22 protein-coding genes and 1 pseudogene are annotated in these 19968 nt (G+C 71.2%); 10 read left to right on the top strand and 13 right to left on the bottom strand.

Annotation, left to right across the window (positions count from 1 at the left end):
* Window positions 1-73: 73 nt before the first annotated feature.
* Complete coding sequence (locus ACFVXE_RS32875; protein WP_389676758.1) at window positions 74-232, bottom strand: hypothetical protein; 159 nt, start codon at window positions 230-232, stop codon at window positions 74-76.
* A 348-nt stretch (window positions 233-580) separates the two neighbouring features.
* On the opposite strand from ACFVXE_RS32875, the gene ACFVXE_RS32870 reads away from it, so the two are divergent.
* Window positions 581-1147, top strand: a complete 567-nt coding sequence (locus ACFVXE_RS32870; protein ID WP_389676734.1) for a dihydrofolate reductase family protein — start codon at window positions 581-583, stop codon at window positions 1145-1147.
* Window positions 1148-1645: 498 nt separating this feature from the next.
* Here the strand turns inward: ACFVXE_RS32870 and ACFVXE_RS32865 are convergent, their stop codons facing one another.
* The 3 genes and pseudogenes from ACFVXE_RS32865 to ACFVXE_RS32855 form a co-directional block, all read right to left on the bottom strand.
* The gene (locus ACFVXE_RS32865) at window positions 1646-2278 is read right to left on the bottom strand and encodes a DUF2461 family protein (protein WP_389676732.1); all 633 of its coding nucleotides are present in this window, start codon (window positions 2276-2278) and stop codon (window positions 1646-1648) included.
* Window positions 2279-2483: 205 nt separating this feature from the next.
* Window positions 2484-2733 (bottom strand): annotated as a pseudogene (locus tag ACFVXE_RS32860) (Tn3 family transposase); the annotation flags it as partial.
* Between the two features lie 241 nt (window positions 2734-2974).
* Window positions 2975-3424 carry a nitroreductase family deazaflavin-dependent oxidoreductase gene (locus ACFVXE_RS32855; protein WP_389676731.1) on the bottom strand — a complete coding sequence of 150 codons (450 nt, stop codon included), beginning with the start codon at window positions 3422-3424 and terminating at the stop codon, window positions 2975-2977.
* Between the two features lie 127 nt (window positions 3425-3551).
* Between ACFVXE_RS32855 and ACFVXE_RS32850 the strand changes: the two genes are divergently transcribed.
* The 6 genes from ACFVXE_RS32850 to ACFVXE_RS32825 all read left to right on the top strand — a co-directional run bounded on the left by ACFVXE_RS32850 (window position 3552) and on the right by ACFVXE_RS32825 (window position 9458).
* Window positions 3552-4322 carry a TetR/AcrR family transcriptional regulator gene (locus ACFVXE_RS32850; RefSeq protein WP_389676730.1) on the top strand — a complete coding sequence of 257 codons (771 nt, stop codon included), beginning with the start codon at window positions 3552-3554 and terminating at the stop codon, window positions 4320-4322.
* Window positions 4323-4510: 188 nt separating this feature from the next.
* Window positions 4511-5233 (top strand): VanZ family protein, encoded by a 723-nt coding sequence (locus tag ACFVXE_RS32845; RefSeq protein WP_389676729.1) that lies wholly within the window; start codon window positions 4511-4513, stop codon window positions 5231-5233.
* 212 nt (window positions 5234-5445) lie between these two features.
* Entirely contained in the window at window positions 5446-6141 is a 696-nt protein-coding gene (locus tag ACFVXE_RS32840; protein ID WP_389676727.1) for a response regulator transcription factor, read from the top strand.
* A complete protein-coding gene (locus tag ACFVXE_RS32835; RefSeq protein ID WP_389676725.1) occupies window positions 6134-7213 on the top strand; it encodes a sensor histidine kinase in 1080 nt (359 codons plus the stop codon). Before ACFVXE_RS32840 ends, ACFVXE_RS32835 begins: the two co-directional genes overlap by 8 nt.
* 236 nt (window positions 7214-7449) lie before the next feature.
* Window positions 7450-8796, top strand: coding sequence for a sensor histidine kinase (locus ACFVXE_RS32830; protein WP_389676723.1), 1347 nt, complete (start codon window positions 7450-7452; stop codon window positions 8794-8796).
* Window positions 8793-9458, top strand: coding sequence for a response regulator (locus ACFVXE_RS32825; protein ID WP_389676721.1), 666 nt, complete (start codon window positions 8793-8795; stop codon window positions 9456-9458). Before ACFVXE_RS32830 ends, ACFVXE_RS32825 begins: the two co-directional genes overlap by 4 nt.
* On the opposite strand, the gene ACFVXE_RS32820 is transcribed toward ACFVXE_RS32825, so the two are convergent.
* Together ACFVXE_RS32820 and ACFVXE_RS32815 are read right to left on the bottom strand one after the other, a co-directional pair.
* Window positions 9419-9733: a DUF6332 family protein gene (locus tag ACFVXE_RS32820; RefSeq protein ID WP_389676719.1), complete on the bottom strand. Its 315-nt coding sequence runs from the start codon at window positions 9731-9733 to the stop codon at window positions 9419-9421. The two genes, ACFVXE_RS32825 and ACFVXE_RS32820, sit on opposite strands and share 40 nt — an antisense overlap.
* A gap of 131 nt (window positions 9734-9864) precedes the next feature.
* The gene (locus tag ACFVXE_RS32815; protein ID WP_389676717.1) at window positions 9865-11382 is read right to left on the bottom strand and encodes an MFS transporter; all 1518 of its coding nucleotides are present in this window, start codon (window positions 11380-11382) and stop codon (window positions 9865-9867) included.
* Between the two features lie 87 nt (window positions 11383-11469).
* Between ACFVXE_RS32815 and ACFVXE_RS32810 the strand changes: the two genes are divergently transcribed.
* Complete coding sequence (locus ACFVXE_RS32810; protein WP_389676715.1) at window positions 11470-11871, top strand: MarR family winged helix-turn-helix transcriptional regulator; 402 nt, start codon at window positions 11470-11472, stop codon at window positions 11869-11871.
* Window positions 11872-11982: 111 nt separating this feature from the next.
* Here ACFVXE_RS32810 and ACFVXE_RS32805 read toward each other — a convergent pair whose 3' ends face one another.
* Together ACFVXE_RS32805 and ACFVXE_RS32800 are read right to left on the bottom strand one after the other, a co-directional pair.
* Window positions 11983-12735 (bottom strand): maleylpyruvate isomerase family mycothiol-dependent enzyme, encoded by a 753-nt coding sequence (locus tag ACFVXE_RS32805; protein WP_389676757.1) that lies wholly within the window; start codon window positions 12733-12735, stop codon window positions 11983-11985.
* A 338-nt stretch (window positions 12736-13073) separates the two neighbouring features.
* Window positions 13074-14291 carry an MFS transporter gene (locus ACFVXE_RS32800; protein ID WP_389676714.1) on the bottom strand — a complete coding sequence of 406 codons (1218 nt, stop codon included), beginning with the start codon at window positions 14289-14291 and terminating at the stop codon, window positions 13074-13076.
* A gap of 156 nt (window positions 14292-14447) precedes the next feature.
* Between ACFVXE_RS32800 and ACFVXE_RS32795 the strand changes: the two genes are divergently transcribed.
* Window positions 14448-15662, top strand: a complete 1215-nt coding sequence (locus ACFVXE_RS32795; RefSeq protein WP_389676712.1) for an ROK family protein — start codon at window positions 14448-14450, stop codon at window positions 15660-15662.
* A gap of 63 nt (window positions 15663-15725) precedes the next feature.
* Here the strand turns inward: ACFVXE_RS32795 and ACFVXE_RS32790 are convergent, their stop codons facing one another.
* The 5 genes from ACFVXE_RS32790 to ACFVXE_RS32770 form a co-directional block, all read right to left on the bottom strand.
* Complete coding sequence (locus tag ACFVXE_RS32790; RefSeq protein WP_389676710.1) at window positions 15726-16445, bottom strand: DUF4230 domain-containing protein; 720 nt, start codon at window positions 16443-16445, stop codon at window positions 15726-15728.
* Window positions 16446-16574: 129 nt separating this feature from the next.
* A complete protein-coding gene (locus tag ACFVXE_RS32785; protein WP_389676709.1) occupies window positions 16575-17474 on the bottom strand; it encodes a phosphotriesterase in 900 nt (299 codons plus the stop codon).
* On the bottom strand, window positions 17468-18049 hold the full coding sequence (locus ACFVXE_RS32780) for a DUF4865 family protein (protein ID WP_389676707.1): 582 nt from the start codon (window positions 18047-18049) through the stop codon (window positions 17468-17470). Before ACFVXE_RS32780 ends, ACFVXE_RS32785 begins: the two co-directional genes overlap by 7 nt.
* A 10-nt stretch (window positions 18050-18059) precedes the next feature.
* Window positions 18060-18455, bottom strand: coding sequence for a cupin domain-containing protein (locus tag ACFVXE_RS32775; protein WP_389676706.1), 396 nt, complete (start codon window positions 18453-18455; stop codon window positions 18060-18062).
* 41 nt (window positions 18456-18496) lie between these two features.
* Window positions 18497-19069 (bottom strand): TetR/AcrR family transcriptional regulator, encoded by a 573-nt coding sequence (locus ACFVXE_RS32770; protein WP_389676704.1) that lies wholly within the window; start codon window positions 19067-19069, stop codon window positions 18497-18499.
* Window positions 19070-19273: 204 nt separating this feature from the next.
* Between ACFVXE_RS32770 and ACFVXE_RS32765 the strand changes: the two genes are divergently transcribed.
* Window positions 19274-19612: an SHOCT domain-containing protein gene (locus ACFVXE_RS32765; RefSeq protein ID WP_389676702.1), complete on the top strand. Its 339-nt coding sequence runs from the start codon at window positions 19274-19276 to the stop codon at window positions 19610-19612.
* Window positions 19613-19968: the final 356 nt, after the last annotated feature.

Genomic DNA, 19968 nt, shown 5'->3' with positions numbered 1-19968 from the left:
GCGTCACAACAGGTCGGGTGGCAGGCCCCCACGAGGCGCGACGAGTGGCCGGGCCGGTCGGGTGTGCCGACCGTCAATCCTCGTCGTCCTCGGCGCGGGCGGCGTCCGGGTCCCGGAAGGGGCGCAGACCCTGCCCGGGGCCGCTGACATTGATGTCGAACAGGTAGCGGCCCAGGAAGTCGATGTGCCGGTCCTTGAGCGGGGAGAGGCGGACGACGTCTTCGTCGTTGATGTCGTGGCCCTCGGCACGGAGCCGGGCAACGGCGGCGTCCAGGTGTAGGGTCTCGCCGCTCGTGACATGTCGATCTTGCGCGGCCTGGGCGTTCTTGGCTGTCTCACGGCCTTGTCACCCATGATCAGTCTCAAATCGATGGCATTTCCTCGCGAGGGCGAGGGCGAGGGCGAGGGCGAGGGCGACGGCGAGGGCGAGGTCGAGATCAGGCGGCTTGCCCGTGTCGGCCGAGTACACCACGCTGAGCCCCGAGCACGAGGGCTGCCGGCCAGTCCAGATCGCGCACCGATGAGTTTCCCGCGCCGAGCTGGTCTATACGCCGGACGCCCACGGACGGAAGGCTGAGCCATGCGGAAACTGATCTACGGCATGAACCTGACCCTGGACGGCTACATCGCCACGGCCGGCGACGACATCGACTGGAGCGGACCGCCGAGCGACGAGCTGTTCCAGTGGTGGCTCGACCACGAGCAGGCGAGTGGCCTGTCGCTGTATGGGCGCAAGCTGTGGGAGACGATGAGCTCCTACTGGCCGACCGGCGACCAGCAGCCCAACGCCACCCCGGCGGAGATCGAGTTCGCGCGGAACTGGCGCGACACGCCGAAGGTGGTGTTCTCCTCGACGATCGACAAGGTCGACTGGAACACCCGCCTGGTCACCGGCGACGCGATCGCCGAGATCACCCGGCTCAAGGCCGAGGACGGCGGCCCGATGAACATCGGCGGCGCAACCCTCGCCGGGGCGGCCATGCGCGCCGGGCTGATCGACGAGTACGCGATCGCCGCCCATCCGGTCCTGGTGGGCAGCGGCACGCCGTTCTTCACCGCGCTGGACAGCTGGGTGAACCTGAACCTGGTGGAGACGCGGACGTTTCCCGGCGGCGTGGTCCTGACCAGGTACGAGACGAGGCGCTGAGCAGCAGCATCCACGCGCCAGTCTCACGGTGATGTCGTATACGACATCGGTACGACACGGCCCGCGAGATTACGACATCAGCCGCGAGACCCGACAAGGATGTAGGGTCTCGCGCTTCGTTGCATACGTCGAGGCTGTGACCTGCGACTTCTCGCGGTGTCTCACGCTGCTTCATCTGCGGTTGTCTCAGCTCTCGGTGCATCCCGCCGGGTTTACCGAGGCCGCTCCGGACGGGCCGACCGCTGACCTGCGGTGTCTCACGGCCCGCTGTCACCCAGGACGGCGGTGCGGTCGGTTGTGCGGGCTCCTGCCGGATGTGCTCTCCGGCGTCCTTGATCCGGGGCCCGTCTTCGACCATGCCGTCTCCCTGGCCGAGGTGCCGGACGGCCATCGGGCGCTGGACCACCGGTCGGCGCTGAAGGTGCGCGTCACCTTCGGAGCGCGGGGGCCGATGGCACGGGTTTGGTTCCTCCCGTGCCGCGCGGGGCCCTCGTGACGTCAGGCAGTGCGCTTCACGTGGCGGACCAGCCACATCAGCAGGGCGTCCAGGTCAGCGGCGGCCAAGAGGACTCGGTCGACCGCCTCGGGGGTGTGCAGCCACTCCTCGCAGCCGAGGGGACGGGCGGCGATCAGAGAACGGTGGCGCAGCAGGTTCGTACGGGAGTGGTCTGTCGGATAGCCGCGCGGGGGGCGTTTCATCACGTCCCCGGAGATGTCGTAGCCCTTCTTCCGCACGTCCTCGACGATGGCGGACAGTTCGCGGCCGCTCCCTTCGGAGGCCACGGCTTTGCGGAACATGTCCACCTGGCCGGGATCGGGGTACCACCAGGCGCCCTGGATCCGCAGGCCGTCCAGGGAGAACCGGAGACCGATCTCGATCTTGCGGCCGAGCCGGATCACCGCGCCCTGGTGCTGCCACCACCAGGAGTCGGTGCGGTAGTGCCAGACGGAGAAGTCCTCGTACCGGGGGTCGGTGTCCGCGACCTCGTTGAGCAGGGCGATCATCGGCTGCCGGACCAGGCGTTCGCGGTCCGCGCGGTAGCGCTCGCGGGTCGCGTGGGTCGGTTCGCCCTGGAGCTGCCACAACACGTCCATGGCCTGCTCCGGCCACCCGGTGAACTGTCCGCGCATGCGCGCAGGCTAACCCACGGATCCGCGCGCGGAGAGTGAGAGGGGCAGGGAGGCTTGGCCCCTGACACGGTGGGAGGTGTCGCGGCGGGGCGCGCCGGCCAGTTCGATGTGCCGTGTGCGGTGGGCGAGTTCGTCGAGGAACACGGAGAGGGCAGTCGATATGAAGCGGGCGGCGAGATTGTGCAGCCGAACTTGAGATCCCACACCAGGTAGCGGGTGTTCCACAGGACCACGGCGTTGAGGACCAGGCCGAGCGCGGCGAGCTGGTCCTCCTGGCCCTCCCCGTACGCCTGGCGGATCTGGCCGCGGACGCCGTGTCAGATCGCGCGGGCGAGGCGGTGGCGGGATTCCTGCACGGTGAGCTGCCGGTTCATCAGGCGTCGGTAGGTGTCATCGACCAGGGCGAGCAGGTGCATGGCTTTGTCGATGCGGCCGTACTCGGCCGACGCGGGCCCCCAGCGGGGTCGGGTGCGGTCGGCGGCACACTGCAGAGCTGACACCAGATCTCCGCCGGCGGCGGCCACCTCCGGACAGAGCACCGGATCGGGCTGGATCGCAGTCGGTGGAGCTGGTTGGCGGGCAGCGCGGGGGAGGTGGCATCGTCCATGGGGGCAATCCCTCCTCGGTGGTCGCACGGGGGCGCGCCCCCGTGCGGGAGCCGGGCCGGCCCCGCCCGGCCTGTGTCGTGTCGACCCGTCAGGCCTCGGTCACGATCCGGAAGACCGGGTGGTCGGGGGCGATGCGGCGCAGTTCCTCGACGGAGGAGTCCGGGCCGACACCGCCGAAGAAGACGCCGACCTCCGCCTTCCAACGCTTGAGGTAGGCGCGGAGCAGCTCGGGCTTCTCGTCGTCGGGGACCTCGACGGCGGTGAAGGCTTCGGTCTTCTTGCCGAGATGGAGTTCACCGCCGCCCGCGGCACGCATGTTGTGCGTCCACTGGACATGGCCGCGGGGTGCTACGAGGTACTGCTGCCCGTCCACCGTCAAGAGGTTGACGGGGGTGCGGCGCCATTCGCCGGTCTTGCGGCCGCGGACCGCCAGGACGCGCGACCCCCACACGCTGATACCGCGCCGGGTGATCCAGGCGACGCTGCGGTTGAGGACGTTGACCGTGAACCAGCCGGGCTTCTGAACGTGCGCGGACATTGGAGTTCCCCCAGTTGTGTGAGCACTGCTCTCGCTTGAGATCAGTGTGCATGAAAGCGGTGCTCGAAAGCAAGAGCACTGCTCTTGTTGTTGGCCGGTGCTCCGGATTCGTGGCAGACTGCGGGCCATGAGCACCATCCGGGGAGCCAGAGAACGGGCCCGTATCGAAGTCACGGCGGCCATCAAGGACGAGGCGAGAAGGCAGCTCGCGGCCGACGGCGCCGCGAAACTCTCCCTGCGTGCCGTCGCACGGGAACTGGGCATGGTCTCGTCCGCGCTGTACCGCTATTTCCCCAGCCGGGACGAGCTGCTGACCGCGTTGATCGTCGACGCCTACGACGCCGTGGGCGAGGCTGCCGAGACCGCCGACCGGACCACGTCCGCCGCCCTGTCCGCCGACCCGTCCGGAACCCCACCTCATCTCACCCGCTGGCTCGCGGTCGCCTGCGCCGTGCGCGGCTGGGCCCTCGCCCACCCGCACGAGTACGCCCTGATCTACGGCTCGCCCGTACCCGGATACACGGCGCCGCAGACAACCGTCGGTCCCGCCTCCCGCGTCGGCCTGGTTTTCGTCGCGGTCGTCGAGGATGCCCACCGCACGGCCGGTCTCGCCGTGCCGCCGCTCGCGGCCGAACTGCGCCCGGAGGCCGAACGGATGGCCTCGGACATCGCACCCGGCCTCCCTCCTGCGGTCGTGGCCCCCCTCGTGGCCGCGTGGTCCCAGCTCGTGGGTCTGATCTCTTTCGAGGTGTTCGGACAGTTCAACCGGGTCGTCGAGGCAAGGGAGATCTTCTTCCGGCAGGCGGCCGCCGACCTGGCCCGCAACGTCGGACTGCTCGGCGGCCCGGCGGGACGCGCGGGCACGGCCACGGGTACGGGCGGCGACGCCGGATCCTGACTCGTGGACGCTGTCCACGGACGAGTCGTCCAGGACCTGTAGTGGCTGGGCCGGCGCGATCCCGGGTGGCGGGACCGTCTCACCGCGTTCGGTCTCAGCCAGTTCCTCGATGCCGGGGATTCCGTGTATCGCGGGCGTATCGAAAATCGCATATGCCACCGCAACGGCCCTCCGTCTCCAATGGGGGCATGAACCACGACGCATCCCTGTCGGCACCGCCCCGCCGCACGCGCAGGATCGTGCTCCTCGGCCTGGCGGTCCTCGGCACGGCGAGCGCCGCGTTCGTCGTGCGGCGGCCGCTCATGATGTCCGCTCCGAGGTGCATGGCCGGGCGGTGGCACGGCTGCTTCGACACGTTCAACGGTGTGGTGCTCATGACGTTGGTCGCGCTGCCCTTGGTCGCGCTGGTGGTGTGGGCTCTGGCGCGCGGTCGGCGTTCCGCCGGCGTGACATCGGCGTGGCGGATGTCGCTGGCCGAGGTGGGCATGGTCCATGGGACGGTGCCGTTCCTGTGGCTGACCATGATGCCGGGCGCCGGGGCCGGCACCGTCCCCGGCCGGGTGAGCCTGGTACCGCTGCGGGACCTGGTCACGATGGGGCCGCTCGGGATCGTCGGCAACCTGCTGGTCTTCGCGGCGCTGGGGTTCTTCGCCCCGATGCGGTTCGCGGCGCAGGCGTCCGTGCCGCGGATCCTGGCACTCGGGGCAGGCTGCTCGATCCTGGTCGAAACCGCACAGTACGTCCTGCGGCTGGACCGGGTGTCCTCCGTGGACGACGTACTGGTCAACACGGCCGGCGCCGTGCTGGCCGCGCTGGCGTCGCGCCGCTGGTGGCGCACCACGGCACAAGCGCCGTCGGACCAGCCCCGCCCCGCGCCGGCGCCCGCGCCGGCGCCCGCGCCGGCAGGCTGAGTCGCGTCTCCGGTGCGCGCACGTCCTTGGATACGTCGGCGACATGGTGCGCTGCTTGGCCCGACCGGCAATGGGAGGGCGGCGTCATGGGGGCCGGCATGCACACCCGCGGCGTTGTCGTCACTCACCATGGCTCCGCCATGGTTCGGCCCTCCGCCTTGCAGCTGCACGCACCGGACCCTCCCATTGCCGGTCGGTCCTAGGCTTCGGTCATGCGTGTACTGATCGTGGAGGACGAGCCCTACCTGGCCGAAGCCGTCCGTGCCGGTCTGCGGCTGGAGGCGATCGCCGCCGACGTCGCAGGCGACGGTGACTCCGCCCTGGAACTGCTCGGCGTCAACTCCTACGACCTCGCGGTCCTCGACCGTGACATCCCCGGCCCCTCCGGCGACGAGGTCGCCCGGCGCATCGTCGCCTCCGGCAGCGGCATCCCGATCCTCATGCTCACCGCCGCCGACCGGATCGACGACAAGGCTTCCGGGTTCGGGCTCGGCGCCGACGACTACCTGACCAAACCGTTCGAACTGCGGGAGCTCGTCCTGCGGCTGAGGGCGCTCGACCGCAGACGCGCGTATGCCCGGCCCCCGGTCCGCGAGATCGCGGGCCTGCGGCTCGACCCCTTCCGCCGGGAGGTCTTCCGCGACGGACACTACGTCGCGCTCACCCGCAAACAGTTCGCCGTGCTGGAAGTCCTCGTCACCGCCGAGGGCGGGGTCGTCAGCGCCGAGGAGCTGCTGGAACGGGCCTGGGACGAGAACGCCGACCCCCTCACCAACGCCGTGCGCATCACCGTCTCGGCGCTGCGCAAACGGCTCGGCGAACCATGGATCATCGTCACGGTGCCCGGCGTCGGCTACCGGATCGACACCGGTACGGACAGCACCACCCCCGGCAGTACGTATGCATAGACGCCCAGGGCTCAGCGCCCGACTGAAACTCGCCCTCAGCTACGCCGGGTTCCTCGCCGTCGCCGGCGCTCTGCTGCTGACCGTGGTGTGGATGTTCCTGCTGCGCTACGTGCCCGACACCCCCAAGGGCCTTCTCGGGATCTCGCCCAACCGCTACCTCCTTGTGCACACCTTCGCCCCCGCCGCGGCCGTGGCGATGGTCTTCCTGCTCGTGTTCGGCCTCCTGGGAGGATGGATCCTCGCCGGCCGGATGCTCGCACCACTCACACAGATCGCGGATGCGGCACGTATGGCCGGGAACGGGTCGCTGTCCCACCGGATCCGCATGAAGGGCCGCCAGGACGAATTCCGTGAACTCTCCGACGCGTTCGACTCGATGCTCGAACAACTCGAGTCCCACGTCGCCGAGCAGCAGAGGTTCGCCGCGAACGCCTCCCACGAACTGCGGACCCCGCTGGCCATCTCGCGGACGCTCCTCGACGTCGCCCGCAAGGACCCGACGGCGGACCGGGGCGAACTCATCGAACGCCTGCATGCTGTCAACACGCGGGCGATCGACCTCACCGAGGCCCTTCTACTGCTCAGCCGCGGCGACCGCGGAAACTTCACCCGCGAGAGCGTCGACCTCTCCCTGCTCGCCGAGGAAGCCGCCGAAACGCTGCTTCACCTCGCCGAGCAGCGCCGGATCACGCTCGACGTCACCGGCGGGGCGGCTCGGGCCGGAGGATCCGCGGAGCTCCTGCTGCGGATGGTGACGAACCTCGTCCAGAACGCCATTGTCCACAACCTCCCCGCCGGCGGCACCGTGACGGTCCACACCGAGGCGCACCGCGACACGAGCGTGCTGCGGGTCGAGAACACGGGCCGTCGGCTCCCACCGGTACTGGTACCGACCCTGACCGAACCCTTCCGGCGCGGGACGGAACGCGTACGCACCGACGAGCACGCCGGCGTCGGCCTCGGCCTGGCCATCGTGCACAGCATCGTCCGCGCCCACGACGGGACCCTCGACCTCGCCCCCCGCCCCGCCGGCGGCCTCCTCGTCACGGTCCGGCTGCCCGGCACGCCGTAGTCATCGCCCCGAGCGGGGCCCACCGGATCGTCGACCGGAAGACCGGCGCAGGCCGGGTGGTCCCGTGGCAGCGATGGGTCAGCGGAGGTTCGAGGGCTGCGGGACCCCATCTCGCGCGCCGCCTCACGCCTGCCCCGGCCTGCCGTCCGCTCCGACGGCGTACTCCGCGGGGAGTAGGCCCGATCACCACGCCGGGCTGACGCCGCCGCCGTGGCCTGCGGTCTAGCGTTGCCGGTATGGAAGAGCAGCGCTCAGAAGGAAGCGGTCCCCCCTGGGAGCAGGGCCGACCGCCGCGGCGGCGCTGGGCGCACGCGAGGACCGACGGGTCCCGGTGGTTCGGAAGGGGCGGCGGACCCGGGAGCCGCGACGATCCGCGGCGCCGGCAGGCGGTGACGCGTGGACGGTCCGCCGCCCGGCTGCCCTGGCGGTCCACCGTGCTGGTCGGCGCGGTCGTCATGATCGGTTCGTCCGTCGCGGCACGCGGCCAGCTCGGTGAGCGCGTGCCGCTGGACGTCTTCGCCCGGGTACTGCTCCTGGTCGCGGTTGCCGTCCTGTTGCTGCGTCATCGCCGCCCTGTCCTGACGGTCTTCGTCAGTTCGGCCGCGGCCATGATCTATCTGGCTGCCGGCTATCCGTACGGTCCGGTCTTCCTCGCCGTGGCCGTCGGCTGCTTCAGCGCGATCGTCGCGGGGCACCGGCGGGCCGCCTGGGTGGCCGTGGCGATGGTGTGGGTGGGGCATCTGCTGGTGGCGCACTGGCTCTACCGCCGGCTCCCGCCGGGCAGCGACTCGGCCGCGCCCTGGGGGCAGGAGCTGGTGATCGCCGCCTGGGTGGTGGCGATCCTTGCGGCAGCGGAGTTCGCACGCGTACGCCGCGAGCAGTGGGCTGCACAGCGGGCCGAGCGGGACGCCGCGGAGAGGCGGCGGGCCGACGAGGAGAGGCTCCGGATCGCCCGGGAGCTCCATGATGTGCTCGCGCACAGCATCTCGGTCATCAATGTCCAGGCAGGGGTCGGCCTCGCGTTGCTCGACTCGGACCCCGAGCAGGCGCGCACTGCCCTCACCACGATCAAGGCGGCCAGCAAGGAGGCGCTCGGCGAGGTCCGCCAGGTCCTCGACACGCTCCGTGCCCCGGGCGACGCCCCCAGGGCCCCGGCCCCAGGTCTCGACCGGCTGCCCGAGCTCGTCGACCAGGCGGCGAGCGCCGGACTGACCGTCACGGTGGAGACGGACGGCGCGCGTGGCTCGATCCCGCCCGGTACGGATCTGGCCGCCTTCCGGATCGTTCAGGAGGCGCTGACGAACGTGGTGCGGCACTCCGGCTCGCGTACCGCACGGGTCCGGATCGGTTGTCGTGCCGAGGGTCTGCGGCTCCTCGTGGACGATGACGGACCCGCCACCGGCGGCGAGGCCGGCGGCAGTGGCAACGGACTGGCCGGCATGCGGGAGCGGGCTGCCGCTCTGGGCGGCTCGATCGAGGCGGGACCGCGTCCCGACGGCGGTTTCCGGGTGGTGGCCGGCCTTCCGCTGCACTCGGCGCCGACCGTGGAGAATGCGCAGAACACGAACGAGGAGAGACCGTGATCCGCGTACTGCTCGCCGATGACCAGCTGTTGGTCCGGGCAGGATTCCGCGCCCTGCTGGACGCCCAACCCGACATCGAGGTGGCGGGCGAGGCCGCCGACGGCGCGGAAGCCGTACGGCTGGTGCGCGAACTGCGCCCGGACACCGTACTGATGGACATCCGCATGCCGCTGCTCGACGGCCTGGCCGCGACTCGTGCCATCACCGGGGACCCGGAGCTGACCGACGTCAAGGTGGTCATGCTCACCACCTTCGAGCTCGACGAGTACGTTTTCGAGGCGATCCGCTCCGGCGCCTCCGGCTTCCTGGTCAAGGACACCGAACCGGAGGAACTGCTGCGCGCGGTGCGGGCCGTGACGGGCGGGGACGCCCTGCTCTCGCCCGGGGTGACGCGCCGGCTGATCTCCGAGTTCGCGGCCCGTTCCAAGGAGCCCGCGGCCGCGGCCGGACTGAGCCGGCTCACCGAACGTGAGAGGGAGGTGATGGCGTTGGTCGGCATAGGCCTCTCCAACGAGGAGATCGCCCGCCGGCTGGTCGTCAGTCCGCTCACCGCCAAGACTCACGTCAGCCGCGCCATGGTGAAGCTCGGCGCCCGCGACCGGGCTCAACTGGTGGTACTCGCCTATGAGTCGGGGCTGGTACGGCCCGGCTGGCTCGGCTGATCCGCAGCCCGGGTGCGGTGTTGGGCGTCCGGGCGACCGGTCACGCCGCGGGGAAAACCCCACAGCACGTCGACGAGGCGGGCGACGAAGACCGTGGCTGCGACGACGGCTCCCCCCAGGAGCACCACTCGCTCCGCCGCACGCGGCAGATCGAGGTACAGGGTGGTGGCACCGACGCAGACGAACGCGGTGGCGGCCAGGAGAACTCCGGTCGCCAGGGCGAAGCCGATCTCGACGGTCATCGCGTCCCGGTCCTCCTGGCTTCTCCGTCCCATGTCCGAAGTCTGGCGGGGGTCGTGGGCGGCGGGCAAGGACACCTCGCCGTCCACGACCCCCGTTCACCTTCTCGCCGGCCGGTGGTGGGGCGGGCGCGGACCGTCGTTCATCGGGCACCGCACCCCGACGGTCATTCCCGTACCGGCACCCTCTCCGTAGCCGTAGCCGTAGCCGTAGCCGTAGCCTCCGCGACCGCCCGGTCGCCCGCGGAGGACGCGACCAGCACGGTGTGCTGCACGGGACGGTTGCGGCGCAGCCCGGTGAGGGTGATCAGCAGTCCGAGGAACGCGATCACCGTCACCACCAGCAGGCCGGGACGGTAGCTGTCGAGCACCGCCTGCGGGGAGCCGTCACCGCTGCCGTGCGCCGTGATCACCGCGGTGACGACGGCCAGGAAGATGGCCCCGCCCACCTGGACCGAGGTGTTCAGCAGGCCGGAGACCATGCCCTGCTCGTCGTCGTGCACACCGTTGGTGGCCTGGATGTTGAGCGAGGGGAAGGTCAGTGCGCAGGCGGCGCCGAGCAGCAGCATGGAGGGCAGGATGACCGCCGCGTACGACGGGGTGAGTGTGATCCGCAGGAAGAGCGCGTAGCCGACGACGAGGAAGGTGAAGCCGGCGGCGATCACGCGTGGTGTACCGAACCGGTCCACCACATCGCCGATCCTCGTCGAGGACAGCGCGACCAGGGCGCCGGCGGGCAGGAACGCGAGCGCCGTCTGCAGCGCGGACCAGCCGAGCAGCGACTGCATGTACTGGGTGACCAGGAACTGGAAGCCGACGTAGCTGCCGAAGAACGCCGCGGCACCGAGCTGCGCCCTGACCTGGCTGCCGGAACGCAGCACACCGAGCCGGATCAGCGGGCTCACGCTGCGCCGTTCGACGATGACGAAGACCGTGAGCAGTACGGCGACGGCGAGGAAGGAGAGCAGGGAGCGGGCGGACGCCCAGCCGGCTTCCGGCGCCTGCACGACGGTGTACACCAGTAGGAGCATGGCGGCCGTGCCGGTGACCGCGCCCGGCAGGTCGTAGCCTCGGCGGCTGTCCTCGCGGTCGCTGTGCGGGATCAGCCTGACCCCGACGACCAGGGCGATCAGCGCGATGGGGGCGGGCAGCAGCATGGTCCAGCGCCAGGACAGCTGAGTGAGCAGGCCGGACAGCACCAGGCCCATGGAGAAGCCGGTGGCCGCGCAGGTGGTGTAGATCGACAGGGCGCGGTTGCGCTGCGGACCCTCCTTGAACGTCGTGGTGATGATCGAGAGCCCGGCCGGTGCGGTGAACGCGGCGCTCAGCCCCTTGATGAAGCGGCTGGCGATCAGAAGTGGTCCGGAGTCGACGAATCCGCCGAGCAGCGAGGCGAGAGCGAAGACACCGAGGGCGATCAGGAAGACCCGGCGCCTGCCCAGCAGATCGGCCGCGCGGCCGCCCAGGAGGAGCAGCCCGCCGTAGCCGAGGATGTAGCCGCTGACGATCCATTGCAGGGCCGAGGTGGTCAGATCGAGATCGTCGGCGATGGAGGGGAGCGCGACGCCGACCATGGAGACGTCGAGCGCGTCCAGGAACATCGCGGCGCAGAGTACGAGCAGGGTGCCCCACAGGCGTGGGCTCCAGCGCTCATGGGAATCGGGGACGCTGAGCGGAGTGGTCATGAGCGGCACAGTACATGCACATGCATTGAATGCAGATGCATTTAATTCCGATGCAACAAACCCGTCCATCTCTGCTAACGTGCGGGCATGGCAGCGAACAAGCCCGAGCAGGTGCTCGTCGACGAGTGGCGGGACATTCTTGCGCTGCACGCCAGGACCTTGTGCGAGCTCGATCGTGAGCTGCATCGGCACGGACTCGGCGCCAGTGATTTCGAGGTGCTCGACATCCTCGCGGAAGGCGCGTCGGAGGACGGTGGCGCGGCCTGTCGCGTACAGGAGCTGGCCTCCCGCGTCCATCTCAGCCAGAGTGCGCTGTCCCGCCTGATCGCGCGGCTGGAGAAGGACGAACTCGTCTGCCGCGGGATGTGCAGTGAGGACCGGCGGGGCGTCCGGGTCGAGCTGACGGCGAAGGGCCGGGCGCGCCACGCCGAGGTGAAGCCGTTGCAGCGCTCGGTGCTTGCGCGGATGCTGAACGGCGCGACCGCCTGAGTCCGGACCGCCCGAGTCCGGACCGCCCGAGTCCGGACCGTCCGAGTCCGGACCGTCCGAGTCCGGCGCGGACCGCCGCAGGAACGGCCCGCCCTTGGTCCGGTACGTCGGTCAGGACCAGGTGACCCCGGAGTTCTCGCACCACAGGGTCGCGAGCCCCGGGTCGCCCGTCACGGTGACCGCCGTGACCGGCAGCCGGTTCCAGAGCGTGAGGTAGAGCTCCTCGGCCGTTCCGCTCAACTCGCAGTCCACACCCCCGACTTCGCAGCCGTACGTGCGCGCGGCGCGGGGTGGCTCCGGCGACAGCCGCACGGTCCACGCCGTGTCCGTGTCCGTCGCGCGTATGCGCAGTGTGCGGGGCTCCTGGGTGCGCACCCTGCTCTTCGGTCGCGCGTGGAACCCGAGAAGCAGTTCACCGATCCCGTCCAGCGCGCGGACGGCTGTCACCGGTGACAGCGGACCGCCGCGTGCGGACTCGGCGTCCACCCGGTGGATCGTCGTCTCGTGCGCCTGCCGCCGTGCCCAGAACGCCAGCGGTGAGGGCGCGGGCATGAACGTCCAGCACTCCAGGTCGGCAGGGGCGTGGGCCAGAGCGTCCACCAGTCCGCCGTGCCCTTCACGGAACCAGTCGAGCAGCGCGCCGCCGTCGAGGTCGGGTTCTCCGCCGTCGGGACGGTACGAGGTGTGCCCCTCGGTGACGTACGTGGCCGCCCAGCGGTGCACCATGCCGGTGTGCCGGAGCAGACTGCGTACCTGCCAGCCCGGGCACGTCGGCACCGGTGCGCCGGGCCCCGCCTGCTCCGCCGCGGCGGCCAGCAGATGACCCGCCTCGGCCAGGGACTTGATGTGGTCCGTGATCTCCATGGTTTCCATGGCGGAGATCATGCCAGCGGCTCCGCTCGCCCCGGGGGGCGAGCGGAGCGGGAGCGTCCGTCGCCGCGTACCAGCCGTACGGACCGGCCGATGGCGAGCGTCTGCAGCGGAGACCGACGCGACGAGCGCGAACAGGACGGACAGGCCCGGTTCGGGGGCGTCCGAGCCCGCGCGGGTGCAGCTTGTCCGTGACCGCTTGTCCATGATCTGCTCCCCGTCGACGGTCGATACCTCCGTCGTGCGTCCGGGGGAGAGGGGCCCGCCCGGCAACGTCTGCTCAACCGGGCATCGGTACGCGGGGCGCCGAGCGTTCCGGGTGGATACGCCGCTCAGCTGTTGGTCACCGCACGGCGCGCGGCGTACCCCAGCGTCGCCGCCGCCCCTGCCAGCACCGCCACCGTCGTGAGCGCCGCGGGCAGCGAGACCCAGTCGGCCAGGAATCCGATCGCGGGCGGCCCCAGCAGCATCCCGCCGTAACCGATCGTCGACGCGGCGGCCACTCCGCTCGAACCGGCCAGCTCTCCGGCCCTGCCCACGGCGACGGGGAAGATGTTGGCCAGGCCGAGACCGGCGACGGCGAAGCCGAGCAGGGCGAGCCAGGTGGTCGGGGCGAGCGAGCCGAGAAGCATGCCGGCCGCCCCGGCGATGCCACCCGTGACGAGCGTGCGGGTCTGCCCGAGCCGCTCCAGGAGTGCGGTGCCGGTGAGCCGACCGGCAGTCATGGCCAGGGCGAAGAGAGAGTATCCGGCAGCGGCGACGCCCGGACGGGCGTGCAGGTCCTGTTCGAGGTGGAGTGCGCTCCAGTCGGCCAGTGCCCCTTCGCCGTACGCGGTGCAGAGCGCGATCACGCCGAACATCAGCACCACGTTGCGGGTGCGTCCCGTCATGCGGCGCGGCTGCCCGGCGGTACCCGTCGCGGCCACCGTCCGGGGGGCCGGGTGTCGCAGCAGGACCGGTCCCGCGAGGGCGGTGACGAGCAGTCCGACGCCGGTGAGCACGGCGAGGTGAGCGGCGGGGGAGAGGCCGCCGGCCACCAGCGCGCCGACCCCGGCGCCGAGCATGCCGCCGAGGCTGAACGCGGCGTGGAAGCTGGGCATCACGGGGCGTCGCAGACGGGCGACGAGGTCGACCGCGGCGCTGTTCATCGCCACGTTCATCGCGCCGTACGCGGCGCCGAAGACCAGGAGTACCAGCCCGAGCGAGAGCGCCGAATGTGTCTGTGCCGGCAGGGCGATGGCGAGGGAGAGGAGCACGCCGCAGACCACGGTCACGGGATGGCTGCCGAACCGCCGGCAGAGGCCCCCCGCCAGCATCATGGTGATGACGGCTCCGGTGGAGACACCGAGGAGGGCGAGGCCGAGGGCGGAGGCCGAGGCGCCGGTCTGGTGCTTGATGGCCGGGATGCGGACCACCCAGCCGGCGAAGAGAAAACCGTCAAGGGCGAAGAACACGGTCAGCGCGGTACGGAGGCGGGCCGACACGGGTGGGGCGGTGTCTCCGCCAGTTCCCCCCGGTAGGGCCGTCCGCAGTTTGTTTAGTTGCGGCACAAAGTCAGCATAGGGGCCCCCTGGCAACGGACGCAAGACGGCGGGCGGCCCCGGACCGGCCGCAGCCTGCGGCGAGGCGCCTTCAAGGCCGGGAGCGGGCGCGGGTACGTCACCGAAGCGTCGGCGGAGGCTCCGGATCATGGGAGACTCGCCCCCATGAACGGCAAGGCGACCACCACCCGGACGAAGTTGGACAGAGGCCGGAGCGCGCTCGGACCTGCGCTGGAGCTGGTCCACACCGGACGCGCGCCCACTCGCGCCGTGCTCACCTCGGAGCTCGGCGTCACTCGCGCGACCGCGGGTGCGGTCGCCGCGGAACTGGAGGCGCTCGGCCTCATCCGCGTCGACTCCAGCCCCGGCTCCGCGGCGGGCTCGCAGGGCCGCCCCTCCCACCGGCTGGCCATCCGGGAGTCGGGCCCGGTCGCCATCGCCGCGCAGGTGCACGCCGATGGGTTCCGTGCCGCACTGGTGGGTCTCGGCGGGCGGCTCGTCGCCACCGACCCGGGCTGCGTCACGGTCACATCGGACCCGGCACAGGTCGTGGGCGAAGTCGTCGACGCATGCGCCCGGTTGCTGCGCGACACCGGGTTGCGCTGTGTCGGCGCGGGCCTCGCCGTCCCCTCCGCCGTGGCCGAACCGGAGGGAACCGCCCTCAATCCGCTGCACATCGCCTGGCCGGCAGGCGCCCAGGTGCGTGAGATCTTCGCCACCTGCGTACGCGAAGCGGGCATCCCGGGCCCCGCGTTCACCGGCAACGACGTCAACCTCGCCGCACTCGCCGAGCACCGGCACGGCGCAGGCCGCGGTGCCCAGCATCTGCTCTGCGTGGCCACGGGGCATCGCGGCGTCGGCGGCGCGCTCGTCCTCGACGGCCGTCTGCACACCGGCAGTTCGGGACTGGCCCTGGAGGTCGGCCACCTCACCGTCAACCCCGAAGGGCGCCCCTGCCACTGCGGCGGGCGCGGCTGCCTCGACGTCGAGACCGACCCGCTCGCCTTCCTGATCGCCGCCCGCCGCGAGCCCGGCCCCGAGGAGTCCCTCCTCAAGCAGGCGAGCGATCTGCTGCGCACGGAGTACGGGGACGCCGCGGTACGGGGCGCGGCCGAGGAGCTGATCGACCGGCTCGGCCTCGGACTGGCGGGGCTGGTCAACATCCTCAACCCGGACCGCATCATTCTCGGCGGTCTGCACCGCGCGCTGCTCGACGCGGACCCGGAGCGACTGCGCGCCGTCGTCGCCGACCGGAGCCTGTGGGGGCGCAGCGGCAGCGTGCCGATCCTGCCGTGCACCCTCGATCACAACAGCCTGGTCGGCGCGGCCGAGCTGGCCTGGCAGCCGGTGCTCGACGACCCGCTGGCCGCGCTCGCCTGAGCCCGACCGGCAATGGGAGGGCGGCGGCCGGTTCCGGCGGCGCCGCGCGGATGTCCCGGTCGGTCACCGGGCCGCGTCACCGTAGTGCACGGTGACCTTCTCGAAGCCGAGCGAGCCGAGCAGACCCTGGAGCATGCTCGTGGTGTTCTTCTCGGCCCGTTGCGTCAGACCGCTTTCCTCGGCCGCCTCCCCGATGTGCTTCGCGGCGAGTTTGTTGACCGCCTGCTCGCTGCCGGGGTTGTCGGAGAAGAAGTCCCCGAGCCGGTCGAGGAGGCCTCGTTGCTTGGACACGGCGTAGGAGCGGTCCGGGTCCAGCGCCGGTTTGCCCAGTACCGCGTGGGGCAGCCGGAGTTCGGCGGTGGTGCGGTCCTTGTTGACGACAACGCCGTTGCCGGTGACCTTGCCGAGATCCACGGAGGCGCCGACGGTTCCCGCGCCGACATACAGCGTGCGGGTTCCACGGATCACGTCCGGCAGGAACTTGGCGTCCTTCTCCAGGTCCACGACGACCTGGAAATTGCCGGAGGCCGCCTCGTACGAGCTCATGTCCTGGATCGACTTGAGCACCGCCGGACCGGAACGGTCCTTGGTCTCGGAGCCGAAGATGTCCCCGAGGGCCGGCAGCAGGCTGAGCCGGGTGCCCAGGAGCAGCAGGACCACGGCGGCGGCACAGACGGCAACGGCCTTCCCCCAGCGGTGGGTACGGTGCCCGGACCGCCGGCTCTTCTCTCCGGTCCTGTCCGGCTTCCCGGACTTGTCTGTCGTTACGTCAGTGGACGTCATACCTTCCATGTGACCCGGCCTGGCGGATTCACGCCACCCGCCGGTGGAACTCCGACAGAATCCGTACAGCGGTACAGACAGCGCCCGTCCCGACGAGCCGCAGTGCCATGGCCCCGCACCCCTGTCCGCTCAGGAGGCTTCCGGACCGAATGCGAACGCCCTGGCCGGGTTGTCGATCAGGACCAGGTCCAACAGGCCCTTGCCCAGGGTGTGTTCGAGACGGGGCCGCAATCTCCGCAGCAGATACGGCATCCCGGGCGTCTCCGGCACCGTGGCGTCTCCGCCGAGCAGCAACTGTGGCCCGAAACCCGCCTCGGTGAGCGCGGCGAGTTCCTCCGGCAGCCGCCAGTCCGTCGCGTGATTGGCCCGGGACGGACCGTCGAAGGCGAGGAACGCTCCCGCCCGCGCGGCTTCGCGCTGGACCACGCCATCCGGTGACCGGCCGAGATGGCCGAGGATCACCCGGTGCGGGGGCACGCCGCATTCCCCGCACAGCAGATCCAGCACGTCGAGCGCACCGGTACCCAACTCCAGGTGGACGGCGATCGGCGCGCCCGTGCGGTGATGCGCCTCGGCGGCTGCCGTCATGGTGAGGCGCGCGTGGGCGTCGACTCCGTGGAAGGCCCCGGCGACCTTGATCAGACCGGCCCGTACGCCCGTGGAGCCGATCCCCACGGTCAGCTCCCTGACGAACAGTTCCGCCAGGGTGTCCTGGAACCGGTCGAGCAACTCCGCCGCGTAGTGTGCCGCCTGGTGCAGTCCGGTGGCCGCCACCAGATGCGTACCCGTCGAACGGGCCAGCTCTGCCAGGCTGTCCGCCCCGCGGCCCATGCCGTACGGAGTCCACTGCACCACCGAACCGCCGCCCAGCCCGTGGAAGGCGCGCAGCCGGTCGGCCGCCCGACCGGGATCGTCCAGCTCCTGACCCGGCAGCACGGGGCTGCGCAGGAAGAGGTGGTCATGTGCGTCGCACACGCCCAACTCGCCTGCCGGTACGTCCCCGAGGACCGTGCGGACGGTGGCTACCACTGTCGTCCGTCCCCGAGCCGCGCTCGCTCCGGCACGCACAGCCGCAGTACTTCGTACCGGTCGCCGGGCGCCTCGGGGTCGTCGTGTTCCCAGAGCGTGAAGTGGAGCAGCTCCCAGCGGCGGGGGTCGACGGCCAGTGCCGTGGCGATCGCTCCGGGAGTCTTCGCGAGCCGGCAGCTCCGCTCCAGCGACTCCTCCACCGCGGCCGCCGGGGCGACCGAGGCCGGAATCCGCTCGCGGTGCCGCGTCGCCGTGCGGGGGAGTGCGGCGGACGCGGCGCCCTCCGCGTACGACAGGCCGGTCCAGTGCTGCACCTCGGGACGGCCGAAGTCGTCGACGAGGCCCTGGAATCCGGGGCCCAGGAGGAACGAGTTCATGCCCGCGGGGGTCGTCCACAGATACAGCGGCGCGTACTGGTTCACCGGCGAGTGCTTCCCGCGTTCGCGCATCAGATATGCCTTGATGCCCAGGCCCGGGAAGGTGTCGAGTAGGTGGCCCCGGGTGGCGACCCGGGTGCGGATGATCTCCATGTCGTAGTCCGCGGGCAGCGTGATCTCGTACTGCATGGCATGCATCGCGAACTCCTCAGGCGGGGTATTCGTCGACGGCGGAATGCGCGTGCCAGTCGGCCGTGGTGCCGTCGTCGGCGGCCTCGACGACGGCGAGGTGGGTCATGAACGCGCTCGGCGTCGCGCCGTGCCAGTGCCATTCACCCGGCTCGATCCGGACCGTGTCGCCCGCCCGGACGGCCTCGACCGGACCGCCCCGGCGCTGCACCAGACCCTCGCCCTCGGTGACATGGAGGATCTGCCCGTACGGGTGGCGGTGCCAGGCGGTGTGGCCACCGGGGGCGAAGTGCACGTTGAACATCCGTAGCCGGGAAGGCGCTTCGGGTGCGGCGATCTCGTCGAGCCAGACCGTGCCGTTGAAGTGCTCGGCGGGTCCGGACCGGGTCTCGGGACGGTTCCTGATGATGTGCACGTGCGAGGTGCTCCTCGGGTCGCAGCGGGGCGTGGGAGGGATCAGGCGGTGGGGCCGGTGCGGGGGGCCAGCAGGGTGAGCAGCCCCCCGACGCCCGCGTCGAAAGCGGCCGCCGAACCTGAGGCGCGGGCCAGCACATAGCCGCCCTGCACCGTCGCGACCACCGTCGCCGCGATCTCGTCGGGTGCCAGCGGTCGATCGAACTCGCCCCGGTCCAGGCCCTCCTGGACGATTTCGGCGAGTCGCCCGCGCAGCCAGCCGATCGTCTCGTCGACGGGCGCGCGCAGTTCCTCGCTGGCCATGACGTCCGGGTCCATCGTCAGCCGGCCGACCGGGCAGCCACGCAGCACGTCGCGTTCGCGGCTCAGGTACGCCGAGATCCGCTCGTACGCCGTTCCCCCGTCACCCAGCGCCTGTTCGGCAGTGGCCCGCAGCTCGGCGGCCGTGCGGAGGATGGCTGCCAGCGCGAGGTCCGGCTTGCCCGTGAAGTGGTGGTACATGCTGCCCTGGCCGGCGCCCGCCAACTGCTGGATGGCTTTGGGGCTCGTGCCCACGTAGCCGCGTTCCCACAGGAGCTCCTGAGTGGCTTCGACGAGGCGGTCCGGAGTGCTCATGGAAGCACTGTACATACCAGTAGGTACAGAGTCCAGAACTCTTGGCGCGCGAGGGGAGCAGGCGCCGTGGAGCCGCGTACTCCCACGGGGGTACGGGCGCCGCCGCCGGCCGTAGGACGACTTCGGCCTTCCCCGGAGCGAGGCTCGGAGCAGCTCGAAAAGACCCTGAACCGAGAACCTCTGAACCTAGGGAGCTGAACCGGGATGAACACCCTGGCGTACTCCGGTGGACCCGGGCCGTGGATCCTCCTCCTTCCCCTGATGTGGGCGGCCGTCGTCATCACCGTCGTCACCGTGCTGCGCCGTACGGCCCGGCGCGACGGCCGGCGCGGTCCCTGGGGCCCGCGCGCCGTGCACGGCGGCCCCGGCGAACTGTCGCCCGTCGCGGTGCTCGGCCGCCGCTTCGCCTCGGGCGAGATCGAGGAGGACGAGTACTGGCGCCGTCTCTCCGTCCTGGAGGAGCAGTTCGGCCGTACGGGACCGGGAGCGTGGCCATCGTGCGCACACCCGCCCCCGTGCCCACCCCCGTTGTCGAGACCGTGACCCTGCGGGACCGTGGCGCTTCCCCGCCGGCGGGCGCCGGCCGGGCGCCGGGCGTCGCCGGGGACGCACCAGGCTGATCACACTGCCGGCCGTGGTCGGCACCGTCACTGCGTCCATCGGTGAACCCGCCGGGGAAACGGGTCCGTTGCGGGTGGCCGGGCAGACCGGGAGCCGGCTGCGGGCGAGGGGCCGCGGGAGCTTCCCCGGTCACCGTGTGTCTTCGCGCGGTTGCCGACGACCGCCGATGGGAGCGGGGTGGGGGGGGGGGGGCGGCCCCCCCCCCCCCCCCCCGCCCCCCCCCCCCCCCGCGAAAAAAAAAAAAAAAAAAAACCCCCAAAAAAAAGAAAAAAACTAAG

It is taken from the genome of Streptomyces sp. NPDC058231, from assembly GCF_042882275.1.
GTDB lineage: Bacteria > Actinomycetota > Actinomycetes > Streptomycetales > Streptomycetaceae > Streptomyces.
This window is presented reverse-complemented; position numbering and strand designations above follow the sequence as displayed.